The 21,200-nt window shown below is 38.0% G+C and carries 17 protein-coding genes and 1 pseudogene; 10 read left to right on the top strand and 8 right to left on the bottom strand.

Features of this window, described 5'->3' with window-relative positions; translation table 11 throughout:
- Positions 1-59 precede the first annotated feature (59 nt).
- The 4 genes and pseudogenes from ACU5DF_RS07890 (at position 60) to bcp (ending at position 5,709) form a co-directional block, all read left to right on the top strand.
- On the top strand, positions 60-2,426 hold the full coding sequence (locus ACU5DF_RS07890; RefSeq protein ID WP_446712449.1) for a hypothetical protein: 2,367 nt from the start codon (positions 60-62) through the stop codon (positions 2,424-2,426).
- Positions 2,427-2,439: 13 nt separating this feature from the next.
- Positions 2,440-4,642: pseudogene (locus tag ACU5DF_RS07885) on the top strand (site-specific integrase).
- Positions 4,642-5,130 (top strand): bacterioferritin comigratory protein, encoded by a 489-nt coding sequence (locus ACU5DF_RS07880; protein WP_446711296.1) that lies wholly within the window; start codon positions 4,642-4,644, stop codon positions 5,128-5,130. Before ACU5DF_RS07885 ends, ACU5DF_RS07880 begins: the two are co-directional and overlap by 1 nt.
- A 114-nt stretch (positions 5,131-5,244) precedes the next feature.
- A complete protein-coding gene (gene bcp / locus ACU5DF_RS07875) occupies positions 5,245-5,709 on the top strand; it encodes a thioredoxin-dependent thiol peroxidase (RefSeq protein WP_446711295.1) in 465 nt (154 codons plus the stop codon).
- A gap of 247 nt (positions 5,710-5,956) precedes the next feature.
- Here bcp and hsdR read toward each other — a convergent pair whose 3' ends face one another.
- The 4 genes from hsdR to ACU5DF_RS07855 all read right to left on the bottom strand — a co-directional run bounded on the left by hsdR (position 5,957) and on the right by ACU5DF_RS07855 (position 11,634).
- A complete protein-coding gene (hsdR, locus tag ACU5DF_RS07870; protein ID WP_446711294.1) occupies positions 5,957-8,530 on the bottom strand; it encodes an EcoAI/FtnUII family type I restriction enzme subunit R in 2,574 nt (857 codons plus the stop codon).
- Positions 8,531-8,565: 35 nt separating this feature from the next.
- Positions 8,566-9,729, bottom strand: a complete 1,164-nt coding sequence (locus ACU5DF_RS07865; RefSeq protein WP_446711293.1) for a restriction endonuclease subunit S — start codon at positions 9,727-9,729, stop codon at positions 8,566-8,568.
- Positions 9,729-11,213 carry a class I SAM-dependent DNA methyltransferase gene (locus ACU5DF_RS07860; protein WP_446711292.1) on the bottom strand — a complete coding sequence of 495 codons (1,485 nt, stop codon included), beginning with the start codon at positions 11,211-11,213 and terminating at the stop codon, positions 9,729-9,731. Before ACU5DF_RS07860 ends, ACU5DF_RS07865 begins: the two co-directional genes overlap by 1 nt.
- Positions 11,214-11,322: 109 nt before the next feature.
- Positions 11,323-11,634, bottom strand: coding sequence for a helix-turn-helix domain-containing protein (locus ACU5DF_RS07855; protein WP_446711291.1), 312 nt, complete (start codon positions 11,632-11,634; stop codon positions 11,323-11,325).
- A gap of 102 nt (positions 11,635-11,736) precedes the next feature.
- Between ACU5DF_RS07855 and ACU5DF_RS07850 the strand changes: the two genes are divergently transcribed.
- Entirely contained in the window at positions 11,737-12,267 is a 531-nt protein-coding gene (locus ACU5DF_RS07850; RefSeq protein ID WP_446712450.1) for a VspR family transcription factor, read from the top strand.
- Positions 12,261-13,643 (top strand): DEAD/DEAH box helicase, encoded by a 1,383-nt coding sequence (locus ACU5DF_RS07845; RefSeq protein ID WP_446711290.1) that lies wholly within the window; start codon positions 12,261-12,263, stop codon positions 13,641-13,643. Before ACU5DF_RS07850 ends, ACU5DF_RS07845 begins: the two co-directional genes overlap by 7 nt.
- Positions 13,644-13,757: 114 nt before the next feature.
- Here the strand turns inward: ACU5DF_RS07845 and ACU5DF_RS07840 are convergent, their stop codons facing one another.
- A complete protein-coding gene (locus tag ACU5DF_RS07840) occupies positions 13,758-15,056 on the bottom strand; it encodes a hypothetical protein (RefSeq protein WP_446711289.1) in 1,299 nt (432 codons plus the stop codon).
- Between the two features lie 533 nt (positions 15,057-15,589).
- Between ACU5DF_RS07840 and ACU5DF_RS07835 the strand changes: the two genes are divergently transcribed.
- From ACU5DF_RS07835 to ACU5DF_RS07825, 3 genes are read left to right on the top strand one after another with little or no spacing between them, the layout of a single operon-like run.
- On the top strand, positions 15,590-16,561 hold the full coding sequence (locus ACU5DF_RS07835; RefSeq protein ID WP_446712448.1) for a retron St85 family effector protein: 972 nt from the start codon (positions 15,590-15,592) through the stop codon (positions 16,559-16,561).
- A complete protein-coding gene (locus tag ACU5DF_RS07830) occupies positions 16,558-17,250 on the top strand; it encodes a retron St85 family RNA-directed DNA polymerase (RefSeq protein ID WP_446712447.1) in 693 nt (230 codons plus the stop codon). The genes ACU5DF_RS07835 and ACU5DF_RS07830 overlap by 4 nt, the downstream gene beginning before the upstream one ends.
- The gene (locus ACU5DF_RS07825; RefSeq protein ID WP_446712446.1) at positions 17,231-17,503 is read left to right on the top strand and encodes a hypothetical protein; all 273 of its coding nucleotides are present in this window, start codon (positions 17,231-17,233) and stop codon (positions 17,501-17,503) included. Before ACU5DF_RS07830 ends, ACU5DF_RS07825 begins: the two co-directional genes overlap by 20 nt.
- A gap of 224 nt (positions 17,504-17,727) precedes the next feature.
- Here the strand turns inward: ACU5DF_RS07825 and ACU5DF_RS07820 are convergent, their stop codons facing one another.
- Entirely contained in the window at positions 17,728-18,198 is a 471-nt protein-coding gene (locus tag ACU5DF_RS07820; RefSeq protein WP_446712445.1) for a hypothetical protein, read from the bottom strand.
- Positions 18,199-18,898: 700 nt separating this feature from the next.
- Between ACU5DF_RS07820 and ACU5DF_RS07815 the strand changes: the two genes are divergently transcribed.
- Complete coding sequence (locus ACU5DF_RS07815) at positions 18,899-19,582, top strand: GGDEF domain-containing protein (RefSeq protein ID WP_446712444.1); 684 nt, start codon at positions 18,899-18,901, stop codon at positions 19,580-19,582.
- 16 nt (positions 19,583-19,598) lie between these two features.
- On the opposite strand, the gene ACU5DF_RS07810 is transcribed toward ACU5DF_RS07815, so the two are convergent.
- On the bottom strand, positions 19,599-20,282 hold the full coding sequence (locus ACU5DF_RS07810; protein WP_446712443.1) for a phosphatase PAP2 family protein: 684 nt from the start codon (positions 20,280-20,282) through the stop codon (positions 19,599-19,601).
- Between the two features lie 407 nt (positions 20,283-20,689).
- Positions 20,690-21,190: a porin family protein gene (locus ACU5DF_RS07805; RefSeq protein WP_446712442.1), complete on the bottom strand. Its 501-nt coding sequence runs from the start codon at positions 21,188-21,190 to the stop codon at positions 20,690-20,692.
- Positions 21,191-21,200: the final 10 nt, after the last annotated feature.

Genomic DNA, 21,200 nt, shown 5'->3' with positions numbered 1-21,200 from the left:
TGATGACCAATTGAGAGTCGCAATAAGTAAAAACAACAAAATAAATGGGGGGTGGTAGCATGGCAAAAAGCCCACTAGCTAAAAACTCAAAGACTGTTAAGCATGTTAGAAATAGTAAAAATGTAGTTCCACTACGCTTGACTATTCCATACAAAGGACATGGAGACAGAACGATCACAGAGTTTGATGTCTCGCATTTGTTGCACCTCGGTGCTAATAAAAACAACGATAAAATTAAAAGCCGTACACCTTACCTGCTTAGCTTCTGTAAAAAAACTAAGCAGTACGTTGATAACGGCAACTCAGCACGTACCGTAGTGAGTATCTATGACAACTTACGAGCTTTCATTATATTTTGCGATTCTGCGAAAGTTCTCCCCTTTTCCGAAAAAGGCTATTTAAAATACACGGGTAATGATGGTGAGTTAAGACATCGTATAAAACAGTATGACCCATCAAAACGATTATGGGAAAGGCAACATAAGGATGAGCTAGGCATCAAGGAATCAACTGCTTCCAATATAGCTTCAATGCTTCGAACCGCTCTCATATGGTCTGGATTACCTATTGGTTCATGGGCTGCCCAGCATCGAGGCTTTAGTCACGAGCCAACGCAGTTCAAACTCTATTCTGATGCCGAGGAAAAACTTCTTGTCACTCGTTTAAGCGAGTTATTTTTTACATTAGCCCCACTGCTTATTACTGCAAAAAAAGAAAGCTTAATACTACCCGAGACATTACCTGTTTCTATTGAGCTGGGTAGATACCAAGAAGTCATTCCGATTCAAACTTCTCTTAAAGCCAAAACGTATAGTAGAAGCAAGAATGGTACTCATGTTAAAACCAGCGCTGCTTTTAACATGGCGATGGGAGCTGCTTACCACCTGATGTGTTTTTTCACCTCACTAAATGATAGTAATATTAAAGGTACCGCTCACCCCATCACAATTCATACTGATGAGCGTGATAAAAGCTTAAAAATTGTAAAAGTATCGAGCTATAAAGCACGAGCTGACAAAAAGATAGATGCAGTTCTCACCAATGAAAACTACGAGAAATTTGATGTTGATAAGCGTGATGGCGTGAAGTTCATCAAAATGCTTGAAGAACTCTCAAAGCTGTACGGGAGTAACGAGAAAGGCTCACCCTTATTATTCACTCTAAACAATAAAAGCGAGGAAAATGAGAGCTTCAATTTGATGGAAATAAACAAGAACCTAACCACAAAGTTAAACCTTATTTCACCAAATCGAGCATCCACTATTCCTTGGTTAAAAGAGTTATTTTATAGCTATCTTAACCAACAAGTTATCGAATTAAAAACAAAGACTAATAGACTTGGTAGAGTATTTGTAAGCAAAGTGGCTCGATCAAGCTCTAAAACTAAAGCTACACAAGGTGCAACCAATGCCGCCTACTGCATTTTATCTTGTTACACAGACTTACCACTAAAAGGCATTCTACTTCCACTTTCGTATTCGGAAAAAGACTCAAGTGGAAACATCAGTGTTTCGTTCAAATACCGAAATGGTGCTAGCCATTGCTTTTCTATCCCTGCTATGGATAAGGAAATAATTCAAGATATTGAACAATTCGCCACAAAACTAGCGGATAAGCAAATATCTAATACGTACGAACGGTTGCTGCTCAAAAGAGGTTATGCAAAGCAAGCTCCAAAAGATTGGGAAGGGATTATCCCTATAACATCCAATCAAATGAGAACTTGGTCAATTGATCCAAATGACTACTTTATTTCACTCCAATCAAGTCGTTGGAGAGAGACAACCAGCAACCAAGTGTATTCAGCTTCTGGTAAAAGTGGTGTTCAAAGCATTCTTCAAAACCTGTTTGAAACCATTGATAAGCATTATGCCTGTGGCGATCCTCGACTCAATAAAATTATCATCTCAGAAGCAATACAAGTGATGGAACAACTAGATGAAGATACAAGCTTAGAACAAGCGAAAGAAACGATTGCTGCAGAACATGGTATTCCAATACTGACACATGATGAGTGGCAAAAGAAACATAAGGAAAAAAACGCCAAAACTAACCCAAATGGCATTATTTGTAACGGGCAACAGCGCATTAAAAGCGGTAAAAGTACTCAACGTGAGACCAACAATGCATTGGGCTTGAAACTACCTTGTGCTGAATATGATATGTGTCACAAGTGCCAGTCAGCTCAGGTCATTAATGACGTTCAAGCCATCTATAAACTTATCTCTTTCATTGATGTGCTGAAAGAAGCATTAGACCACTACCCCAATGCAAAAGAGGAAGTCCATGAAAAGATCGTCGCTTTTGAATTTACCCTGGACGGGGCAAGTCAAGATGTGTACGACGATGCCTTGGCGTTGTTTGACAAAGACGGTCGCCACCCACGGGTATCCACTGACCATGCCATTTTGACTTTATATCGTTAATTAGGAGTCTGACATGATAAAGCTACCTAAGCATGACCTTGACCGACAAAGTGCCATCATAAATGCGCAAAATAACGTTGCCGGCTGCACAAATTACCTGAGCGACGTATTAAGGCCTGCGATTGAATCGGGAGATTGGGATGTGCTTGAAACACTAGATATTGGCTTTACCGTCACAGGGGAGTCATTAGGTAAGAATTGGTGACAATAATGCTTGGCGAAATCTTCAATATTTCTTTGAGCCAAACGCTACCTGTGCAAATACAATAGACTTCACGCTTGATGGGAAAGTGATTGAGCGCAATCTCAGAAATCAAATAAAATCCCTAATTTTGAAAATGATGTGGCTATCGCCTAGAGACCACTCTTTTTCAACCATTTACATCACTATCAATGAGTTAAAAAAATGCATTACGCCTCTTTTAAATAAAGGCTACAACAGTCTTGAGTCTCTTAGTTTTGATCTTCTTGAGACTTGGGTTCTCACAGGCATCACTGAACTAGAGTTTGAAAGAGGGTATATTTACACAGCACTCAATAAGTTATATACAGAAGCAAAAGGGCTGCCTTTTAAGGTTGCCTTTTCGAAAAAAATAACCGCATCAGACTTTGGGTTATCCCTAAAGGAAGCCAAGCAATATACGGTTATCCCACAGCGATTGTATTATCTTGGGCTACAAAAATCAGAGGAGTTAATTAACCAACTGTACCCTATACGTGATGAATTAATTCAACTATCAAATTACATTGCAACCTACCGTGATAATACTTATCAAGGGTATGCTAAATATCTAGTTAGTGCTAAGTCAAAACTTAAGAATGGTAATATTAAGTGGTATTTAGCTAAAGGAACTAAAGAGGGAAGAGAAAAAGTTACCGCCTTTAAAAAAGGTTATCTAATACTAAAATCACCAACAGAAGTTGAAATCATTGAGCTACTAAACAAACACAACCCAGAAATTATGAATGAGTATATCAACAATTTCCACATCGATAGAGCATTAAGAGTAGGAAATAGGAATGTGACGGGTCTTGTAGAGGCTCAATCACTTTTTAAAGAACTTAACGGTGGTTGTCTCTGGGGATTAATGTCTCGAACAGGTATGCGTGCTGATGAAATATTTCACCTTCATACCGCGAATGGATGGGCAGAAGAAACCATATCTAAACAAACAATCTTTGTTATTCATGCTGACCTCTCAAAGACAACAAGAGGATCTCAGTCAAAGCAAGATGAATTTGTCACAACAGAGGTTGGAAAAAAGGCTTACGAAATACTACAGGCCTTACATGAACCACTAAGAAAACGTCACCCTGACAGCCGAGCGTTTTTCCACAGAGTAAAATGGGGTTGTGGTGCTCTTCAGAAGGCAGGACTAGGTAAACATTCTACCGCTTGGTTCGAAAACACGATGATTGATATGCTTGCACTAACCAATGACGATGTGATTGATTTGAAGCTTTCCGACCCTAACCTTTCGTTTAATGTGGGTGATGACTATAAATTCTCAGGACATCAACTTCGGCGATCGTTTGCTTACTACCTTATCGGCTTTGAACTTTGCGCGTATCCACAACTCAAACAGCAGTTCAGCCATGTATCGATGGCGATGACAAGGCATTACGCCAAGAATGCCAGTAAATTCCAGAAAATCAGAAAGCAAAAACAAAACTTGCTTCACGCCATTGATGAAGAAAGAATTGATCAAAAAGCGCAAATCTACCTAAACATCTATAAGAAACTGGCGAATAAAGAGCGTGTCGCTGGCGGTAAGGGTAAAGAGTTCGCTAAAAAAATGATGAAGGCTAAGCGCAACTTGTTCAAAGATAAAGTCGACTACGACATGCTATCGCTCAATTACTGGAAAAAACAAGTTCGCGATCAAAAGCGCCATATTCATGTCGTCGCACCTGGGATTTACTGTACTTCAACAGGTTGTAGCTTGCGCACACAAGTCAATCTTTTAGAATGTGTGGACTGTAAGAACGACTACATTGTCGATACCGTTTTTGCAGAGGCTAAACGCAAAGAAGCTGAGATCAATATGCTGTGGGATATTGAGCATGATGAATTGACACCTCAAACAGCGTCAGAAGCGTATATCAAAATAACAGCTGCTGAGCGTATTATGAATGACTTAGGTATCAGCTATGAGCCTATTGAGCTACCACAAGAAGTTAAAGAGCTGCTGATACCTTGCGGAGTAACTGCGTAATGACACAAGCGACTAAAAGCAAGCTAGTAAAAGCCCTAGAGCGACTGTTAGATGGTAAGCCAGAAAATCGAGAGCTAAGGAAAAAAGCCCGAGAAAATAAGTTAAAAATCAATAACCTTAGCGTCGAGAAAGAAGCGGGGCTTTCTGTTGGTGCATTGCGCAGACATAAAGATGTTCAGGATATGGTGAAGAATAAGTCACTGGAATTTCGTGCCGCACAAGATGATTTAAGCCAGTCACCTATTAATGTATTACAAGCCGAGGTTAAGCAATTAAAGCAAGAGAAGACTCAAGCAACTAAAAAGAAAAAAAACTATCTCGACCTAGCTCGCAGTCATGAGCAAGCATTAGCTACCCAAGCAGCTAATCACATCAAGATGATTCAAGAACTAATAGAAATGCTACCTGAAAGTGAGCGTGAGAAAGCCATGGATAAAGTCGTTAACACTAGGCCCGATAACATCGTTGAAGGCTACTTCAGAAAGTAACTAGACCTAGTTTAGAATTACCACTAGACAACACCACCAAGCATAGATAAAACTACACACTGAAATAATAAGAAAGCTCGATTCAGAGTAAATTAAAGAAAGTAAGGATAACCTATGGCTATCGAAGCAGGACAAATCGCTCCAGATTTCACATTAAACGACCAAGACAACAACCCAGTAACCCTCTCTGAGCTGAAAGGAAAAAAAGTACTACTCTATTTCTACCCACGCGCTTCAACGCCTGGCTGTACAGTCCAAGCTCAAGGGCTTCGTGACACAAAAGCGGAACTAGAGGCTCATAACGTCGTTGTACTAGGTTTGAGCCCTGACACACCAAAAAAACTGACTAACTTTATCAATAAGCAAGAACTTAACTTCACATTGTTAGCCGATGAAGAACACGAAGTTTGTGAGAGGTACGGTGTTTGGCAACTTAAGAAGTTCATGGGGCGTGAGAATATGGGCGTGGTTCGTACAAGCTTCCTTATCGATGAATCTGGGAATCTTGAGCATGTATTTAATAAGTTCAAAACCAAAGACCATCATGAAGTTGTTCTAGATTACCTCAACAACAAATAGTATTTAAAAGTCAAATAGAGCCAGTGCCCTTTCGCTGGCTCCGTAGCTAGTCCCCTTCGGATTACTATTTTCAAAAAAGTCGTCAAGGATGAGATCGGATATCTACAGGCCTTTATCCAGAAAATCGCCCATATAGGACAAAGTGACTCCAATGTTATGACTATTCTCAATAAGACCTTACGAGACATTGAGTCAACGGTTAAATAGCTAGTATTAAGTTCAATACTGAATAGGGGCAGAATTGCTCCTACTCATATAAATACTGTTGAAATCCAATAAACGTATCTCGTATCGCCATTGGTGATCCAAGCACTTCTGCTGCATCACTTATCGTGTTGTATTTAAGTTCGACTAAGGGAAGCATTTTCTGTGCGGCTAGTTCTTGAACCCCTTCGTCAACATACTTATCTAGAATGAACTCTATAAACGCGACTTGGTGATCGTCAAAATGACTTGAAATAGCAGGTTTTGCAATTGCGACACGCTCTTTACGTGTATGCGTATCTCTAGCGTAAGCCACAAAAGATAATAAGTCGTATACGTCACTGTCTTTGGCATCGATAATATTTTTCATACTATCGAGTTTTTCATCGTCGTACCCAGCTTCATATAAATCAGCTAATAGTTTTTCACGGGTATTTGGATTACTCCATATCTCACGTAACTGATCTTCATTAGCAAAAAACCTTGGTAAGTCCCCAAACAATTGCTCTACGAACTGTTTGGCTGTCAGCATTGCGCCATCGGCTCCCATAAACAACACACTTTTCATGTGCTGTATTTGACGCACTTTCCCATCGGTTAACGTAATGAATATCTTCTCTGGTTTACCCGTATCGTCTTCATTATCACCTATAGGACAACTACACGGCGAGTCTCCGCAGTTATTACAAGGCTCTACAACACATTGACAAGGAGAGTGAAAACATTTGCCACAAAGCACGTCAGGATCTTCTATGACACAGTTACATGGGTTAAATCCACAGGTTTCGCATACGCAACTACATGGATTGTTATTACAGATATCACATGGCTCTTGCTCTGGTTTTTCGTCTGGCGGTAACGGCTCTCCGTCCCATTCAGGATCAGAAAAGTTATGATGCGCTTTGACAAAATCATACACCGTGAAGAATGACTTTCCATCGTACATCCGCGTACCACGGCCAATGATCTGCTTAAACTCAATCATGTTTTTACATTCACGCATTAACACAATGTTTCGCACATTACGGGCATCTACACCTGTCGATAACTTGCGTGAAGTAGTTAATATGGTCGGAATGGTTTTTTCATTATCACAGAATGTACGAAGATCGTTTTCGCCTGCTGCACCATCATTTGCAGTAATACGCACACAATAGCTTGGGTTAGTCGTCCACCCTTTTTTAACCGCGTATTGATTGATTAAGTCACGTACCATGCCTGCGTGTTCTTGTGTGGCACAAAACACGATGGTTTTCTCACGTGGATTGATATGGTCCATCCAATACTGCACACGCTTTTGCTCACGCTGCGGCATTACAATGATGCGGTTAAAGTCACCTTCTTTGTAAACTTTGCCTACTTCTGGTTTGCCTTTAAACGTAACAGCATCGCCCGGTGTATAGATATACTCATCCATGGTGCCGACTATCGGATACACCTTAAATGGCGTTAAAAAACCATCGTTAATGCCTTGTTTCAAGGTATAGCTGTAAACTGGCTCACCAAAGTATTTATAACTATCAGCATTGTCAGTACGTTTTGGTGTTGCTGTTAAACCTAACTGCACCGCAGGAGAGAAATAATCCAGAATATCTCGCCATGAACTCTCATCATTCGCACCGCCTCGGTGACACTCATCAATAATGATAAAATCGAAAAAGTCTTCTGGGTATTGTCTGAAGTTACAGTTGCTTGTATCTGTTATTACCGCTTGTTCAAACTCTTCATCTTCAACTTCTTCTGCATTTAAGCTGTGTTTATTTGCAGAATCGGTCATTAGCGTTTGGAAAATTGCCATAAATATACTGGCGTTTTTAGGCACACCCTTAGCTTTTTTGATTTCACTTGGGGTAATACGCACGACGGCATCTTCACCAAAAGCGCCAAAATCATTAAAGGCTTGCTTGGTTAATACATTTCGGTCGGCTAAAAATAGAATACGTGGGCGTTTTTTAGCGTTACTTGGATTCTTAGCTGCTTGTAAACTCCAACGACTTTTAAACAGCTTCCATGACAGTTGAAAGGCAATGCAGGTTTTACCCGTGCCTGTTGCAAGTGTGAGTAGAATACGGTCTTTGCCTTTTGCTATTGCCTCTAACGCTTGGTTAATGGCGTTTTCTTGGTAATAACGTGGTTGCCAATCGCCTTTACATTCAAACGGAATTTTTGCAAAGTTTTCACGCCAAGTGCTCGTAAATGCTGGCTCGGCTTTACCATCATCACCGTTAAAGGCAATCGCCCACATCTCTTCAGGGCTTAAATAGCGTTCAACGAGTTGTTCTTCACCCGTCAGCATGTCTATTTGGTAAATGTCATGACCATTTGTGGCATAAGCAAAACGGCACTGTAAACGTTGAGCGTAGTCTTTGGCTTGGCGCACACCTTCGGTGTAACTTAGGCTTTCACGTTTAGCTTCAACGGCAGCAAGTTTACGGCCTTGAAACTCTAAAACGTAATCTGCACTGAGTTTTGAGCCACGTTTACCGCCACCTAAAATACGTCCAGCAGTAATACTCACCTCACGGCGAATAATGCTGTGATCAGCTTTACCCCAACCATCTACCGTTAATTTAGGCGAGATTAACTCAGCACGGGTTTCAGATTCATTTCTACTCATGACACTTACCTTGTGTATACTGTTTAGGCCGACTATTAGTCGTGCGTTAACTCGCCGCTAAAGGCTTTTTGTAAGATGGATTTTTTAAGTTCGTCTATCTTTAAGATTTTCTTACGGTAAATAACCTCTATCTTGTCAATATATCGCTTCAAACTTTGTAGTTCGCTGACTATCTTTTCCTGAGTAATCATATCTGGTACGGGGACCGAATATTCTTTGATCATAGGCACTGTTAATTGAGGAATAGCCGACCCACTTCTTAAAATATCTAGTGTTTGTAGGGCATGCTTCAAATACTCTAAACCAATAATTTCTTTATTTGGTGTTAATACAATTAGTCGCACAATTGGAAAAAATGGTTCTTTTCTCAATTCGATATGACCAGTACCACTTCCCCTGGCTGCAATAGTTATTGACGGTTCATCGGCTCTAGAGTAATCAGTAAATCCATAGAGGCCATTATTCTTCACTGCATTGGCGTAGATAGGGATATTAAATTCTTTGGTTTGCTCCTTTGAAAATAAACCTTTTTTAGGGGCGTCGCCACCTGCAAATATATCATCGCAAACTAATGGTAAAGAACTTAAATTCGAAGATTCACCAAGACTTTCAAACAAATTAAGCTTTTTGCTTTCAAACAACTCACGGGCATTTTTTAGGTTTTGTTCGGTTTTAGCGCGTGTTTGTTCTAAGTCGGCAAATATAGTGTCGAGTAATGCCACAATGCGTTTTTGTTCTTCTAGGCTTTCAGGAAATTGTATTTTAATCCGTCGCAAATCATCATTGTACAACCTTGCAATAGTTGCTCCTTTTGACGGATTCCAGTCGCAAGCGCCATAAAACATATATAAATATTCGTTTAATACTACTTTTTCATTATTATCGATCCAAACGATATTTGAATCTTGAAAATAAGCAGGCTTCCCATCATAAATAACTCTGCGTCCAATCGTTCCTGAAGCTGAAATTAAGATATCGCCTTTCTTAGGAAATGAATATTTTTCTTTAAAGTCTTGGTAGATCTCATCAGTAATAAAGGCATTTGCCTCTTTACCAAACGTACCTATTTTAAAAAATGGAATATCACCAGTAGCAGAGGTTTGTTTTTTTAAAATCCTCTTGCACATCGATACTTTACCAACATCCCCTAAAGTAGACTCCAACCAGCCATTTGATAACTCGTTAACAGCTTCAATCATTACAACAACTCCTGAATCTTAGCCAAAATTGCTTCAGATTCTTTGTCGAGTTTAATAATGTCCTCAATAATTACTTTAGGCTCACGCAGTGGTGCCGCTTCTTCAACATTCGGGTTTTTAACCGATAGGTCATAAGTGGCTTCATCAATATCACTAATGGCTAATGACCATGATTTATCTGAAACCCCTTTTTTCAAATCACCCATCGCGGCTTTTTGCAGCTTAACAAAGTCTTCTAAATCTTTGTCGTTTAGTGGGTTTGTTTTGCCCATATTACGACCGACATTTAGCTCATAGAACCAAGTGTTAAGCGTTGGTTCGCCTTTAGTAAAGAAGAGCACGACCGTTTTTACACCCGCACCTAAGAACGTACCACCTGGGCAATCAAGCACGGTGTGTAAATTACAGTTTTCAAGCAGTTCCTTACGAAGTGCAATTGCCGCCTTATCAGTATTACTTAGGAAGGTATTTTTAATAACAACCGCTGCACGACCACCGGGTTTGAGCATTTTGATAAAGTGTTGCAAGAACAAAAATGCTGTTTCACCCGTTTGGATAGGGAAGTTCTCTTGAACCTCTTTACGTTCTTTACCACCAAACGGTGGGTTAGCTAGGATGATGCTGTGTTGGCTGCTTGGTTGAATATCTTGTAGCTTTTCAGAAAGTGTATTGGTGTGTAATACGTTAGGCGCTTCAATGCCGTGCAAAATCATGTTCATGATAGCGATAACATACGCCAGAGATTTTTTCTCTTTGGCATAAAACGTATCGTTTTGCAGTGTCGTTAAATCAGTGGTGCTAAGCTTCACTTTTTCGCGACCACCTTGACGTAGATAATCAAAGGCTTCACACAAGAACCCCGCCGAGCCTGCTGCGCCATCGTAAATGGTTTCACCGATTTTAGGCTGAACAACATCGATCATCGCTCGGATTAATGGACGCGGAGTGTAGTATTCACCACCGTTACGACCGGCGTTACCCATGTTTTTAATTTTAGCTTCATATAAATGACTTAATTCGTGTTTTTCTTGCTGTGAGCGAAAACGTAATGAGTCAATCTTTTCAAGTGCATCACGCAGTGAATAACCACTTTGAATCTTGTTTTTTATCTCGCTAAAAATCTCACCAATTTTGTACTCAATGGTGTTTGCGCTATCAGCACGTTGCTTAAAGCCTTTTAGGTATGGGAAAAGCTGACCATCAACGAAATCCATCAGGTCATCACCCGTTAAAGCGTTGTTGTGATCAAACTTACCATCAGCATCTTTAGGCGCAGCCCAATTGCTCCAACGGAATTGCTCTTCGATGATGTACTCATAAGTCTCCATCATCATTTCCGCTTCTTGGGATTTGGTGAACTCAAGATCGTCAAGGTATTTTAAAAACAGCATCCATGAGGATTGTTCTGTGTAATCTAGCTCAGAAGAGCAACCTGCATCTTTATGGAAGATGTCATCAACGTTCTTGAATACTTGTTCAAACATGTTTTGAATGTCCTGATAGCGGCTAAGTTATGGGAAGGAGGCTTAATATTCTCCAGAGAAACCCATAGCAAATTGAATTATGAAATTAGGGGGAATATACCCTTTTTCTTTAGTCTTTACTTTGATTTAGTGATGCAATAAGTTTTTTTCTTTCGCTCTTAGTCATTTGAGAAATTAAGCACGCTAACTCGGCTGCGCTTTCATCTTCACAAAAGAAATAATTAAGCGGCACACCTAGTTCATCAGCGATGAGTTTTAAGGTTTGAACATCAGGGGTGTGCTTGCCTTTCTCGTATTGATTCATTCGAGGGCTTGCTGAACTTTCATCCATACCTATGCACACTCCCAATGCTTTTTGAGAGAGTTTCGCTTTTTTACGAGCTTGTTTGAGTCGCTCTGGGATTGGATTAATAAATAACACTTAAATTTCATTTTGGTAGACTCTAATAACTAAGATTGTCTTAGTTTTATTGATTCTTGTATACTAAGCAATACTTAGTTTTTAGTTGGTGTGATTTTGAAAATGAAACAATCTCGAAGAATTGGTGCGGTGATGCACAAGTTATTAATAGAAAATGGGTTAAATGGGTTCACCGTACTAGAAGCTAGGGATTTGTGGCTATCACTTAATAACGTAAACTCCAGTTCTACTGAAGCTCGTAAAAAAGTATATCGAGCAATTTTTCACTTTGAAAAGAAAAGTTGGTTGCGAACGGAGGGCTCTGGACGGGCAAAACGTTACTTTCAAACTGATCAATTTAAAGAGTTACATGAAAATGTAACCACGAATAATCAAGTGATTAAAAAATCTCAAGTACTCGTTCAAGACTATTCTGTTTTGAACAATGAGCGCAATGAATACAAGGGCGAACTAGAGATAGTGCTTGGGGAGGTTGACGAGTATCAGTCGATCATATCCCGATTTCCTGAGCTAGAAAATAAACTGGCCCCTTTGCATCAGCAGACTAAGGAGCGCGCAGCTTTATTACTCGGTAAAGTGAACGTTTTAACAAAGGTTCTTAACACTCTTTATGAAGGAAATGAAGCATGTTAAGAGAGTGGCAAAGTGAATGTTCTGACAGAGCGTTGGGGAAATACCAATCTAACTGCTCCCATTTTTTTTGCCAAGCTACACCTGGGGCTGGAAAGACGGTACTTGCTGCTAATATTGCATCAAGACTGCTACAAAACGACATGGTGGATCTTGTATTGTGTTTTTCACCATCGTTGACGGTTTCTGATGGTATTAAAAGAACCTTTTCATCATTCCTTAATTGCACATTTAATGGTGGGATGGGAGCTATCGGGCAATCTTTAACCTACCAATCTATCCAGTTCCTCAATGATGAGTTTTGGCAAACATTACGCAATCACAGAGTCTTTGTTGTTTTTGATGAAATACACCACTGCTCTGGCTCTGAGGTTGAAAATGCGAACATTTGGGGGCAGCAAGTTCTAACTAAGATTCAAGGGCTTGCTACTTTTACACTTGCACTTTCAGGAACACCATGGCGCTCAGACTCTTTACCTATTGTGATGGGTGAATACAGCGATCCAGACGGACAGCTTCTTGTCGATTACCAATATACTCTTAAACAAGCGATTACTGATGGTGTCTGTAGATCGCCTAAAATCGTGTTAATTGATAATGAACACTTGTCTGTTAGTAGTAGCGAAAAAGTGGAATCTTTTTCATCAATATTAGAGATGCTTAAGCAGACAAAAGCATCTTACCAGAGTGTAATTCACAACCAAGAAGCGATGGAATATCTACTAAGTTTAGGGTGTGAGCGACTAGCAAGAGTGCGCTTAGACTCTCCAAATGCCGGTGGACTCGTTGTCGCTGCATCAGTTCAGCATGCACAAGCTATCAAAGAAGTACTCTCTCAAAAGTTTGGCCAAACCGTTTCGATTGTTACTTATCGACATGAAGAACCGCTTGCAGAAATAGATCGTTATCGACAAAGCGACGCTCAATGGATCGTTAGCGTAGGTATGATAAGTGAAGGGACAGACATCCCTAGACTTCAAGTGTGTTGCCATATGAGCTCTGTAAAGACGGAATTGTATTTCAGGCAAGTGCTAGGGCGTATTTTGCGAGTCGACTCTTCCACGGCTCAACACGCATGGTTATTTACGTTTGCGGAGCAAAACCTTATCCAGTTTGCAGAACGAATTGAACACGATATTCCTGAGTCATGTCTTTATGCGTATATGGGAAAACCAATCGAAACCGAACTCCCCAATAAACGAAATAGCTTGAATGATAAAAAGCCTTTGTTTGAGCCTCAAAGTCATACTGGTTCAAAAGTATCTTGGGGAAGTGGTACAGGCAGTACAAGCACTCTTTATGGGACTCTAGGGACGTTTGATGAGCTTCGGCTTGGAGCTTTTAGGCAGAGGGTTATTTCGGCGTTTTCTACCATGTAATAAAGTTAGACGCATTACTCAAAGAGTCAAAACGATACTTTCATCTTTATCGTCTGATACTCGGCAGTATTTATCCACACCTGAAAGCTGGTCATATACTGCCGAAATAATCTACTAGTCTTTTATCAAATCATTTTCAAAGGCATCATAGATATCGCCAACAATCTTTGTTAACTGCGTTGTATCATGAATTTGTGTATCGAGCTTATCCAAAGCTTCTTTAGGTATTGTTAATGTAATTACGTAGCCAATCGCCATATTTATAACCGTGCGATTTGAGTCTAGAATCTTCGTCTGCCACTCACATTGCTTTCTCCAATCGTAAGATAAATGCTCATCAAGCAATTCTTCAATATCAGACCAAATTTCTTTCATGTACCGACCAGTCTTGTTTTTGAAAATTTCATGAGTGTATAGGTTCTTTTTCATCTTACGATCATCAAACCATAGGCCGCTTACATAAGCCTGCCCTGAAAATTTAACGTGATAGCCAATAGATAGAGGGTAAGATTGACCATTTAAAAGTATATCTGTGCTAAATTCGGGATCTTTGTGAAAGATATGCCATCCCTGTGTTTTAGTATTTCCAGGATAGATTGAGGCCACCAAATCACCTGTTTCTGGACAAGCCTCATAAAGTACTTCATCTGCCCATCCCTTAGAAAAGTTTGTCCCAAGGCGGTCATTGTAGGTTAAGAGCTTCAAGTTCCCCCTAGCTGCTTCAAAATCCTCTACAGCAATACGAATTCGTCTATATATCGCATTACAACTTTTAGGGCTTAGAGAAGCAATTGGCGTTGCAGGAAGCCACTCAGGGTTATGATCTCGCACCAATTGAATAAAATCAGCTAAGAAACGGTTTTTGTTGCCACTCATTTTTTCAAAGCTAGATACTTTCACAGCAATTGTCATTAACCTCTTCCAATTTAGATCCCTGTCTGTAACCATATCTTTGCATTCAGTTAGAGATAAATTGTCCTTACGGAGGATATTAAAGATTTGGTTATACAGCTGAGCCGTACAATCAATACCGTCTCTTTTGGCTTCAACTACTATACAAACATCGTTAATAGTAAGTACTAAATCACATATTGGATCATATTCATCCACTCGCGATTGATCCCAGAAATTAACCATCTCCGCTTGACTCAAACTAACTGCATAGATGTGCTTATAGCCCTCAATACTTTGGGCATTTTTTTGAATTGAGATATTAAGTTCTGGCTGTTTATTTATGTCTTGAAAAAGTTTGTTGTAGCGTGCATCCCCATCAAAAATAAACTGGAGAACTTCATGAAGAAATAAAGCATCTTCTTGAAGACAAATTGCCAGAGCCCGGGTTAAGTCGTTCTCTAATTGGTAGGTACGTTCTTTCTTTGCGTAGGTTCTAAAAAGGTTGAGGTGTTTATTCATTTCGTTAACGGCTCTCATGGTTTGACGCAAGAATTGCACGTGTATATGCATAGCGTATTAAGAACAATATTCGATAATATCAGATTAAACGACATCGTTTACGTTGTGATTCAAAATATGAATTAGTTGAAGCAAGGTAAATTACAATAGTTTTACCCTATTTATCAGCTATGGAAAATACTCATTCACACGCTACTAATGAGATTTTTATTGCTAGAATTATCTGAATTCATCCCATGATGTTGTTCCTTGCTTCTCTTAACCCATTGTTAGTTCTTGCTATAAGTAATCAGGTCACATACAATCGAATCACTCTTTAGCGTTTGGGTTGATAAATATCACACCTTGTCGGGCGATTCGCCAGACACTAACTTATTGAGTGCATTTAGGGTTGCGTTAGAACTTTTCTAACGATCCTTCGTGCCTCAGGAGCGTCAGAAAAGTTCTAACGCTAGCCTCTGAGTAAAGAGTTAAAAGCAATAGACGGTTCTTCATTTGGAACCGTCTATCTTTTTTGATAAAACAGGACTACTGTGAGCAAAAAATTTGAAAATGCGGTAATTGATGCATTTGAGTCATTTGATGTAAATAATTTTAAAATTAATTATCCAGACCATCGAATTTTTGTTTGTGGTGGACAAATTGACATCAGAGAAACCATACCACTTAGCTTCCGTCAGCGTTTCATCAGCGATCTTGCTGTAAAACACCCACATATTGAAAGCGAAATTATTCTTGCGGAATCATTTAAGGATTATTTTAAAGAACACGCATATCGTGATTTATTGACTTTTGAAGATGACATAGCACAAGTGGCTTCTGTCGTTGTTATTTTTCTTGAAAGCCCAGGGTCTCTAGTTGAACTCGGTATGTTCTGTACCAAACCAAATTTTTATAAAAAATTACTTATCATTGCCCCAAGAAAAGAGACGGAAGAAGAAGATTCTTTCATTTATCTCGGTCCTCTTTATCACATCCGAAGCAAAGAACCATCGTCAGTTGCTATATATCCTTGGCCATCCACAGCAGTACTTGAATACCCAGATATACATCTACAAGATTTGTGCGCTTCTCTACTAGAAAAGCGAGATAATATTCCTAAACACCCTAAATATTCTCCTGACAACTCAGGGCATGTTGCTCTGTTGATCTTAGAAGTAGTTCGACTCTCTTACCCTATATTGTTGACTGAGATAGAGCTAGCACTTGCGTCTCTAAACTTGGATGAAGATAAATCTAAAGTGACACGTTTACTGTACTTATTGAACAAACTTGGTTATTTGGATACTTATGAATACAGCGGTTATAAGTATTACTACCCGATAATTAGAGACAAACCACGAGTTAAATTTGGTATAAGTAAAACAGGTATTCCATTCGATGAAAAGAAGTTACAGATGAGTCTAAAAATGTCATACGTCACGGATATTTCAGATGGCGCTTCTCGAAAACGAATCGCTGCAGGTAAAGAAATTCATACTATCCTTGAGGAGGCACAGAAATGAGTTTATTCAAGTCACTTTCTACAATACTACTCATGGATGAAAAAGAGCTCCGTTCTTTTGCAACTACCGCTCCTTATCGCTACAAAGTTTATACTATAGCCAAGAGAAATTCAGATGAAACAAGGCTCATCGCTCATCCCTCAAAAGAGCTTAAGTTTGTCCAAAGATTAATAATAGCTCTGCTTGCACCAAACCTTCCTATTCACTCTGCAGCTACTGCGTATATAAAAGGAAAAAGTATCAAAGACAATGCATTACCACATGCTAGTAAGAAGTATTTACTGAAAATGGATTTGAAAAATTTTTTCCCAAGCATAAAACCTGAGCTATTTTTTAAAGAATGTCGATACCATAATATTGAAGTTTCAGATATTGATAAGAATTTATTAGAAGGATTTCTTTTTTGGAAAACAAGACGCTCAAATCAGCTTAAGTTGAGTATTGGAGCTCCAAGTTCTCCTTTAATCTCTAACTTTATCTTATATAGATTTGATGAAGAAATAATCAAGGCATGCCATGCGGAGGGAGTAACTTATACTCGTTATGCAGATGATCTTACTTTCTCAACAAATAAAAAAGGCGTACTTTTATCTTATCAGGCAAAGGTGAGAAGAATTATCGGGATTCTTTATGATGGAAATTTTAAAGTTAACTTAAGAAAAAACGGTCTTGTCCTCCAAAGGGCATAATCGACATGTTACAGGTATAACTCTTTCAAATGACGGCAACATTAGTCTAGGTAGAGAGAAAAAACGTAAAATATCAGCAGGAATTCACCATTTTTCGCTTAATCTTCTAGAGAGTGAAGATGCATTAAAGCTGAGCGGGAAATTAGCTCATGCAGCATTTATCGAATCTGATTTCCTAGAAAAAATGATTACAAAATATGGACAAGAAACTGTATCTAGCTTGCTAAAAGTTAATACTATTAACAAACTTTAAGCTGCCTTAACAACCCGCTTCTAGCCCCTACACCACTACATACAATTGTCGCCAGTGGTTGCTCTGATTTCTCTCGTGTCGTACTCTTTTTTTAATCAATTGAAGTAAGATGTTACTGAATAGTAATGAGGGCATTGCATGAGTAGCTCTGAGGCGGAAACGCCTTAGTATGAACAATCTAAAACAGATCCATCAAGGGCAGTGAAGATAACTTAGAAGCCTTACTATATATTTGTATTAAAATTGATATCTAAAGGCATCGTTGAATGGTAGAACGGCTTTTTAATATCTCCAAATACCTTACTAAGATCTTCTTTAGAATCAGCAACAAATACAACTCGTATATTTTCTATAGCCCTAACTGTCAACCGTGATCTTAGCCATCCTGAAAATTGAGTGTCTTTCAAAGCATCAATGCCATAAAACCAAATCCATTTAGGGTATTCATTTTGTTCAATTGCCTTGTTAATCTCATCAGATTCAATGTAAAAATCATTTAGATTAATACTTATAACTGTAATACCAAGTGACTTGTTAATTCGATTCATTTCATGAACTAAGGAAGAGTCTAATTCATCAGTAACAATATGAAACCTCAACATTTGAAGTTCCCAATAAGCACGAATGATTCGCTCTAGTCCTCGCTCATAATCATTAAAATTGAACTCAATGTTGTCTAGAGTATTTATATACATTGTTAGACCCTTATATCAAAAGGTAGCAGGTTCCAGGTAGGTATTCATAAAAACTGGGTCATACATAATTATAATCCAACTGAAGGAGAATACGACTGGGCCTTAGAGTTGAATAAGAAAGGTATTAAAAAGTTTACAGAGTATAGTAATAGTCAACAGTAACTATCCTCGAATGAATTAAGGCTTGGTGTTCCTTTATCAAACCTTAATTAACGAGATAGTAATATATTCTATGCCCGTTCTTTTAGGCTAAAGGCTCACACCAAAATTTAGCAGTTAGGTGGCTCTTGCTATTAGTAACATAAATCAATTTAAACATCACGAAGTGTCGCTTATATGACCGTAATGTGTAATATATTAGACAATATTTAATGCACTTATGAGAACATGAGAGTCGCCAACTCATCTTTTTCCAGAAGTGAGTTACAAGTTCAATCATACAGGTGTAATCACCAAGCGATTCAGTCGTATGGCCTAGTGGCTCCACTTCATACCTCTCCTAAGATTTTTATGACAGATTTTCATCTTGGAAAGTCGGTAAATATAACCAAATTTACAAAAATTATGACAACTGCTATATTTGTAGTTGATAAATGAAAAATATCAACCTAAACCACTGTTAAAGAAGATTTTTCTATGAAATTGTCAAAGTTATCGTCTTAGAATATCTTCAAGGGTGAAAATTAATGATGAACCTGTATTGAAAAATATTATTGAAAAAGCGCTAGATAATATCTCTACGACAGAACAACGAAATATTGTAAACTCTTGGCTTTCTGTGCGTTATACTAGCCCATATAATGTTAAATTATTCAAAGGGTTATCATTTGTTGTGTTTTCTATTCTAGCTTTTTTACTCTATCGTCAAAAAGTATTAAAAGAGTATAATAAAAAACTCAAGGCTCTTTCAACTTTTGATTCTTTAACTCAGTTATATAACCGTCGAGTTATTGATACGCATTTATCCAAACAGAAAGAACTTGCTCACCGAAATGCTTTTCCATTAAGTATTATTATTTGCGATATTGACCATTTCAAACACATAAATGATAATTTTGGTCACCTTGTCGGGGATGAAGTGATCATTGATCTCGCCGCACAATTATTAGAAAACATAAGAAAATCAGATATTGTTGGCCGTTGGGGTGGTGAAGAATTTCTTATTATTTGCCCAAACACCAAAGCAGAAGGCGCTGAAATATTGGCAAATAATTTACGAATCATAATTGAGAATATGCCATCGAAAAATGAGCACAAGGTAACAATGAGCTTTGGTATTGCACAGTTTAAACAAGGATACAGCTGTGAAGAGTTACTTATTAAAGCTGATGCCGCTTTATACTCAGCAAAAGAGCAAGGTAGAAATAAAGCGGTCATTGGGTAATAATATCTCAGCTGATTTATTTTAATGCTGTCGCTGATTCATTCTTATATTGATAATACACATAGTAATGGGTTGTTTTATAAATCAATAACGTAAGGAAAATACTTACATATCCATCAAGAGCATAATGCCAACCTAGATGTATTGAGCCAATAAAAATTAATAGTGCAAATATGATAAACAATACCTTTAATGCTTTATAATCTTTTGGTACACATAAAGCCATTAAGAAAGCGATAGAGACGTGCATACTAGGCATTGCTGAAATGCCACTACCAACTTCAGAACTTCTTTCAAGATAACGATCATATAAGAATGGCTGCGTCTTTAACACCCATACCCTTAGCCAAGATTCACTAGAAATCAGTTGCTCATTCTGACTACCTAAGATTGTAAATAATTCAGAATAATAAGAAGATGAATAAAAATCCATTATATAACATGGACCTACAGATGATAATAAGGTAGCAAAAATTCCACCATTGATCACCCAACATAAAATATAAGAGGTTAAGACAACCTTTCTATGTTCTAAATCTTTGGTCGATATACAATAAAATACCAAAAATAGCCATATGATGAAAAACCAACAGTTATAAATAAAATTAATAAACCCGGTAAAATAATAACTACTAAAAATAAAGTGTGTTATTTTCCAAGGAGCGGTACCAAAATGTAACCACTCATCTAATTCAACCATCTTAAAGTCTAGATAGAAAAAATTTACCTCTGGAATTGAAGATTTAATTACCGTATATGACAGAAGAGATATTGATAATAAGAACATAATTATGCAATACCAAACTCCATCATAACTTATTACTTTCTTCGTATACTCCCAATAGGATAATAGAGGTCTTTCTACTTGATTAATAATCATGTAGAAAAACAACCAAATACAGAAAATAAACAATATCACAGCAGTAGCATATATCATATTCTTATAGATACTAATAAGGATATCAAAATATATCAAGCTCAAGTTATGAGTAATTAACAGCATACATATAAATGAAAACATTGCTAATTTAACTATAAAATAGTCTCTATTCACAAGAAACTTTAATCTTGAAAACATAAAATATACCTAATATAAAAATACTATGATTAAAAAGCGTATCCTAAGCCAATAAATAGCATGTTAGATTCTATTTCCATATCTATTTTTTTATAATTAATATCAATTAACATGCCACTTTCACCTAAATGAAATTGTGTTCCGAAACCTACTGTAAAATGAACTTTATCTGTATCTCTAGCTACTGGTTCAAAAGAAGAAAATGATGCACCAATTAAAGGATAGACTCGTAACCAATTTATATCATCAAAACGAAATGCAGGCCCTACTGTTAAATCCCATATCTCAGCCGTATCACCTGACACCATGTCTTTTTGAAAATAATCAGCACTAACTACAAAGCCAATATTTTTTTTCTGCTTAAAGGAGACGCCTGAAAAACCAATACCATTTAAATCCTCTTTAAATGAACCCTCTTTAAGCATAAGTTGAGAGTAACCTATTGAAAAAGAACTATTCTTTTCTGAAATATATTCAGCTTGAACAATCAAAGGGCAAAGTCCAAATACTGCTAACCACTTTATATTCATAATTATCCCT

Source organism: Aliivibrio wodanis, from assembly GCF_052920805.1.
The sequence above is the reverse complement of the archived record's forward strand: the minus strand, read 5'-3'. Positions and strand labels throughout refer to the sequence as shown.

Excerpts from the sequence above, each read along its gene's own strand:
- ACU5DF_RS07890 (WP_446712449.1), top strand. The coding sequence starts at position 60 with ATGGCAAAAAGCCCACTAGCTAAAAACTCAAAGACTGTTAAGCATGTT.
- ACU5DF_RS07880 (WP_446711296.1), top strand. The coding sequence starts at position 4,642 with ATGACACAAGCGACTAAAAGCAAGCTAGTAAAAGCCCTAGAGCGACTG.
- bcp (WP_446711295.1), top strand. The coding sequence starts at position 5,245 with ATGGCTATCGAAGCAGGACAAATCGCTCCAGATTTCACATTAAACGAC.
- hsdR (WP_446711294.1), bottom strand. The coding sequence starts at position 8,530 with ATGAGTAGAAATGAATCTGAAACCCGTGCTGAGTTAATCTCGCCTAAA.
- ACU5DF_RS07865 (WP_446711293.1), bottom strand. The coding sequence starts at position 9,729 with ATGATTGAAGCTGTTAACGAGTTATCAAATGGCTGGTTGGAGTCTACT.
- ACU5DF_RS07860 (WP_446711292.1), bottom strand. The coding sequence starts at position 11,213 with ATGTTTGAACAAGTATTCAAGAACGTTGATGACATCTTCCATAAAGAT.
- ACU5DF_RS07850 (WP_446712450.1), top strand. The coding sequence starts at position 11,737 with ATGAAACAATCTCGAAGAATTGGTGCGGTGATGCACAAGTTATTAATA.
- ACU5DF_RS07845 (WP_446711290.1), top strand. The coding sequence starts at position 12,261 with ATGTTAAGAGAGTGGCAAAGTGAATGTTCTGACAGAGCGTTGGGGAAA.
- ACU5DF_RS07840 (WP_446711289.1), bottom strand. The coding sequence starts at position 15,056 with ATGAATAAACACCTCAACCTTTTTAGAACCTACGCAAAGAAAGAACGT.
- ACU5DF_RS07830 (WP_446712447.1), top strand. The coding sequence starts at position 16,558 with ATGAGTTTATTCAAGTCACTTTCTACAATACTACTCATGGATGAAAAA.
- ACU5DF_RS07820 (WP_446712445.1), bottom strand. The coding sequence starts at position 18,198 with ATGTATATAAATACTCTAGACAACATTGAGTTCAATTTTAATGATTAT.
- ACU5DF_RS07810 (WP_446712443.1), bottom strand. The coding sequence starts at position 20,282 with ATGGTTGAATTAGATGAGTGGTTACATTTTGGTACCGCTCCTTGGAAA.
- ACU5DF_RS07805 (WP_446712442.1), bottom strand. The coding sequence starts at position 21,190 with ATGAATATAAAGTGGTTAGCAGTATTTGGACTTTGCCCTTTGATTGTT.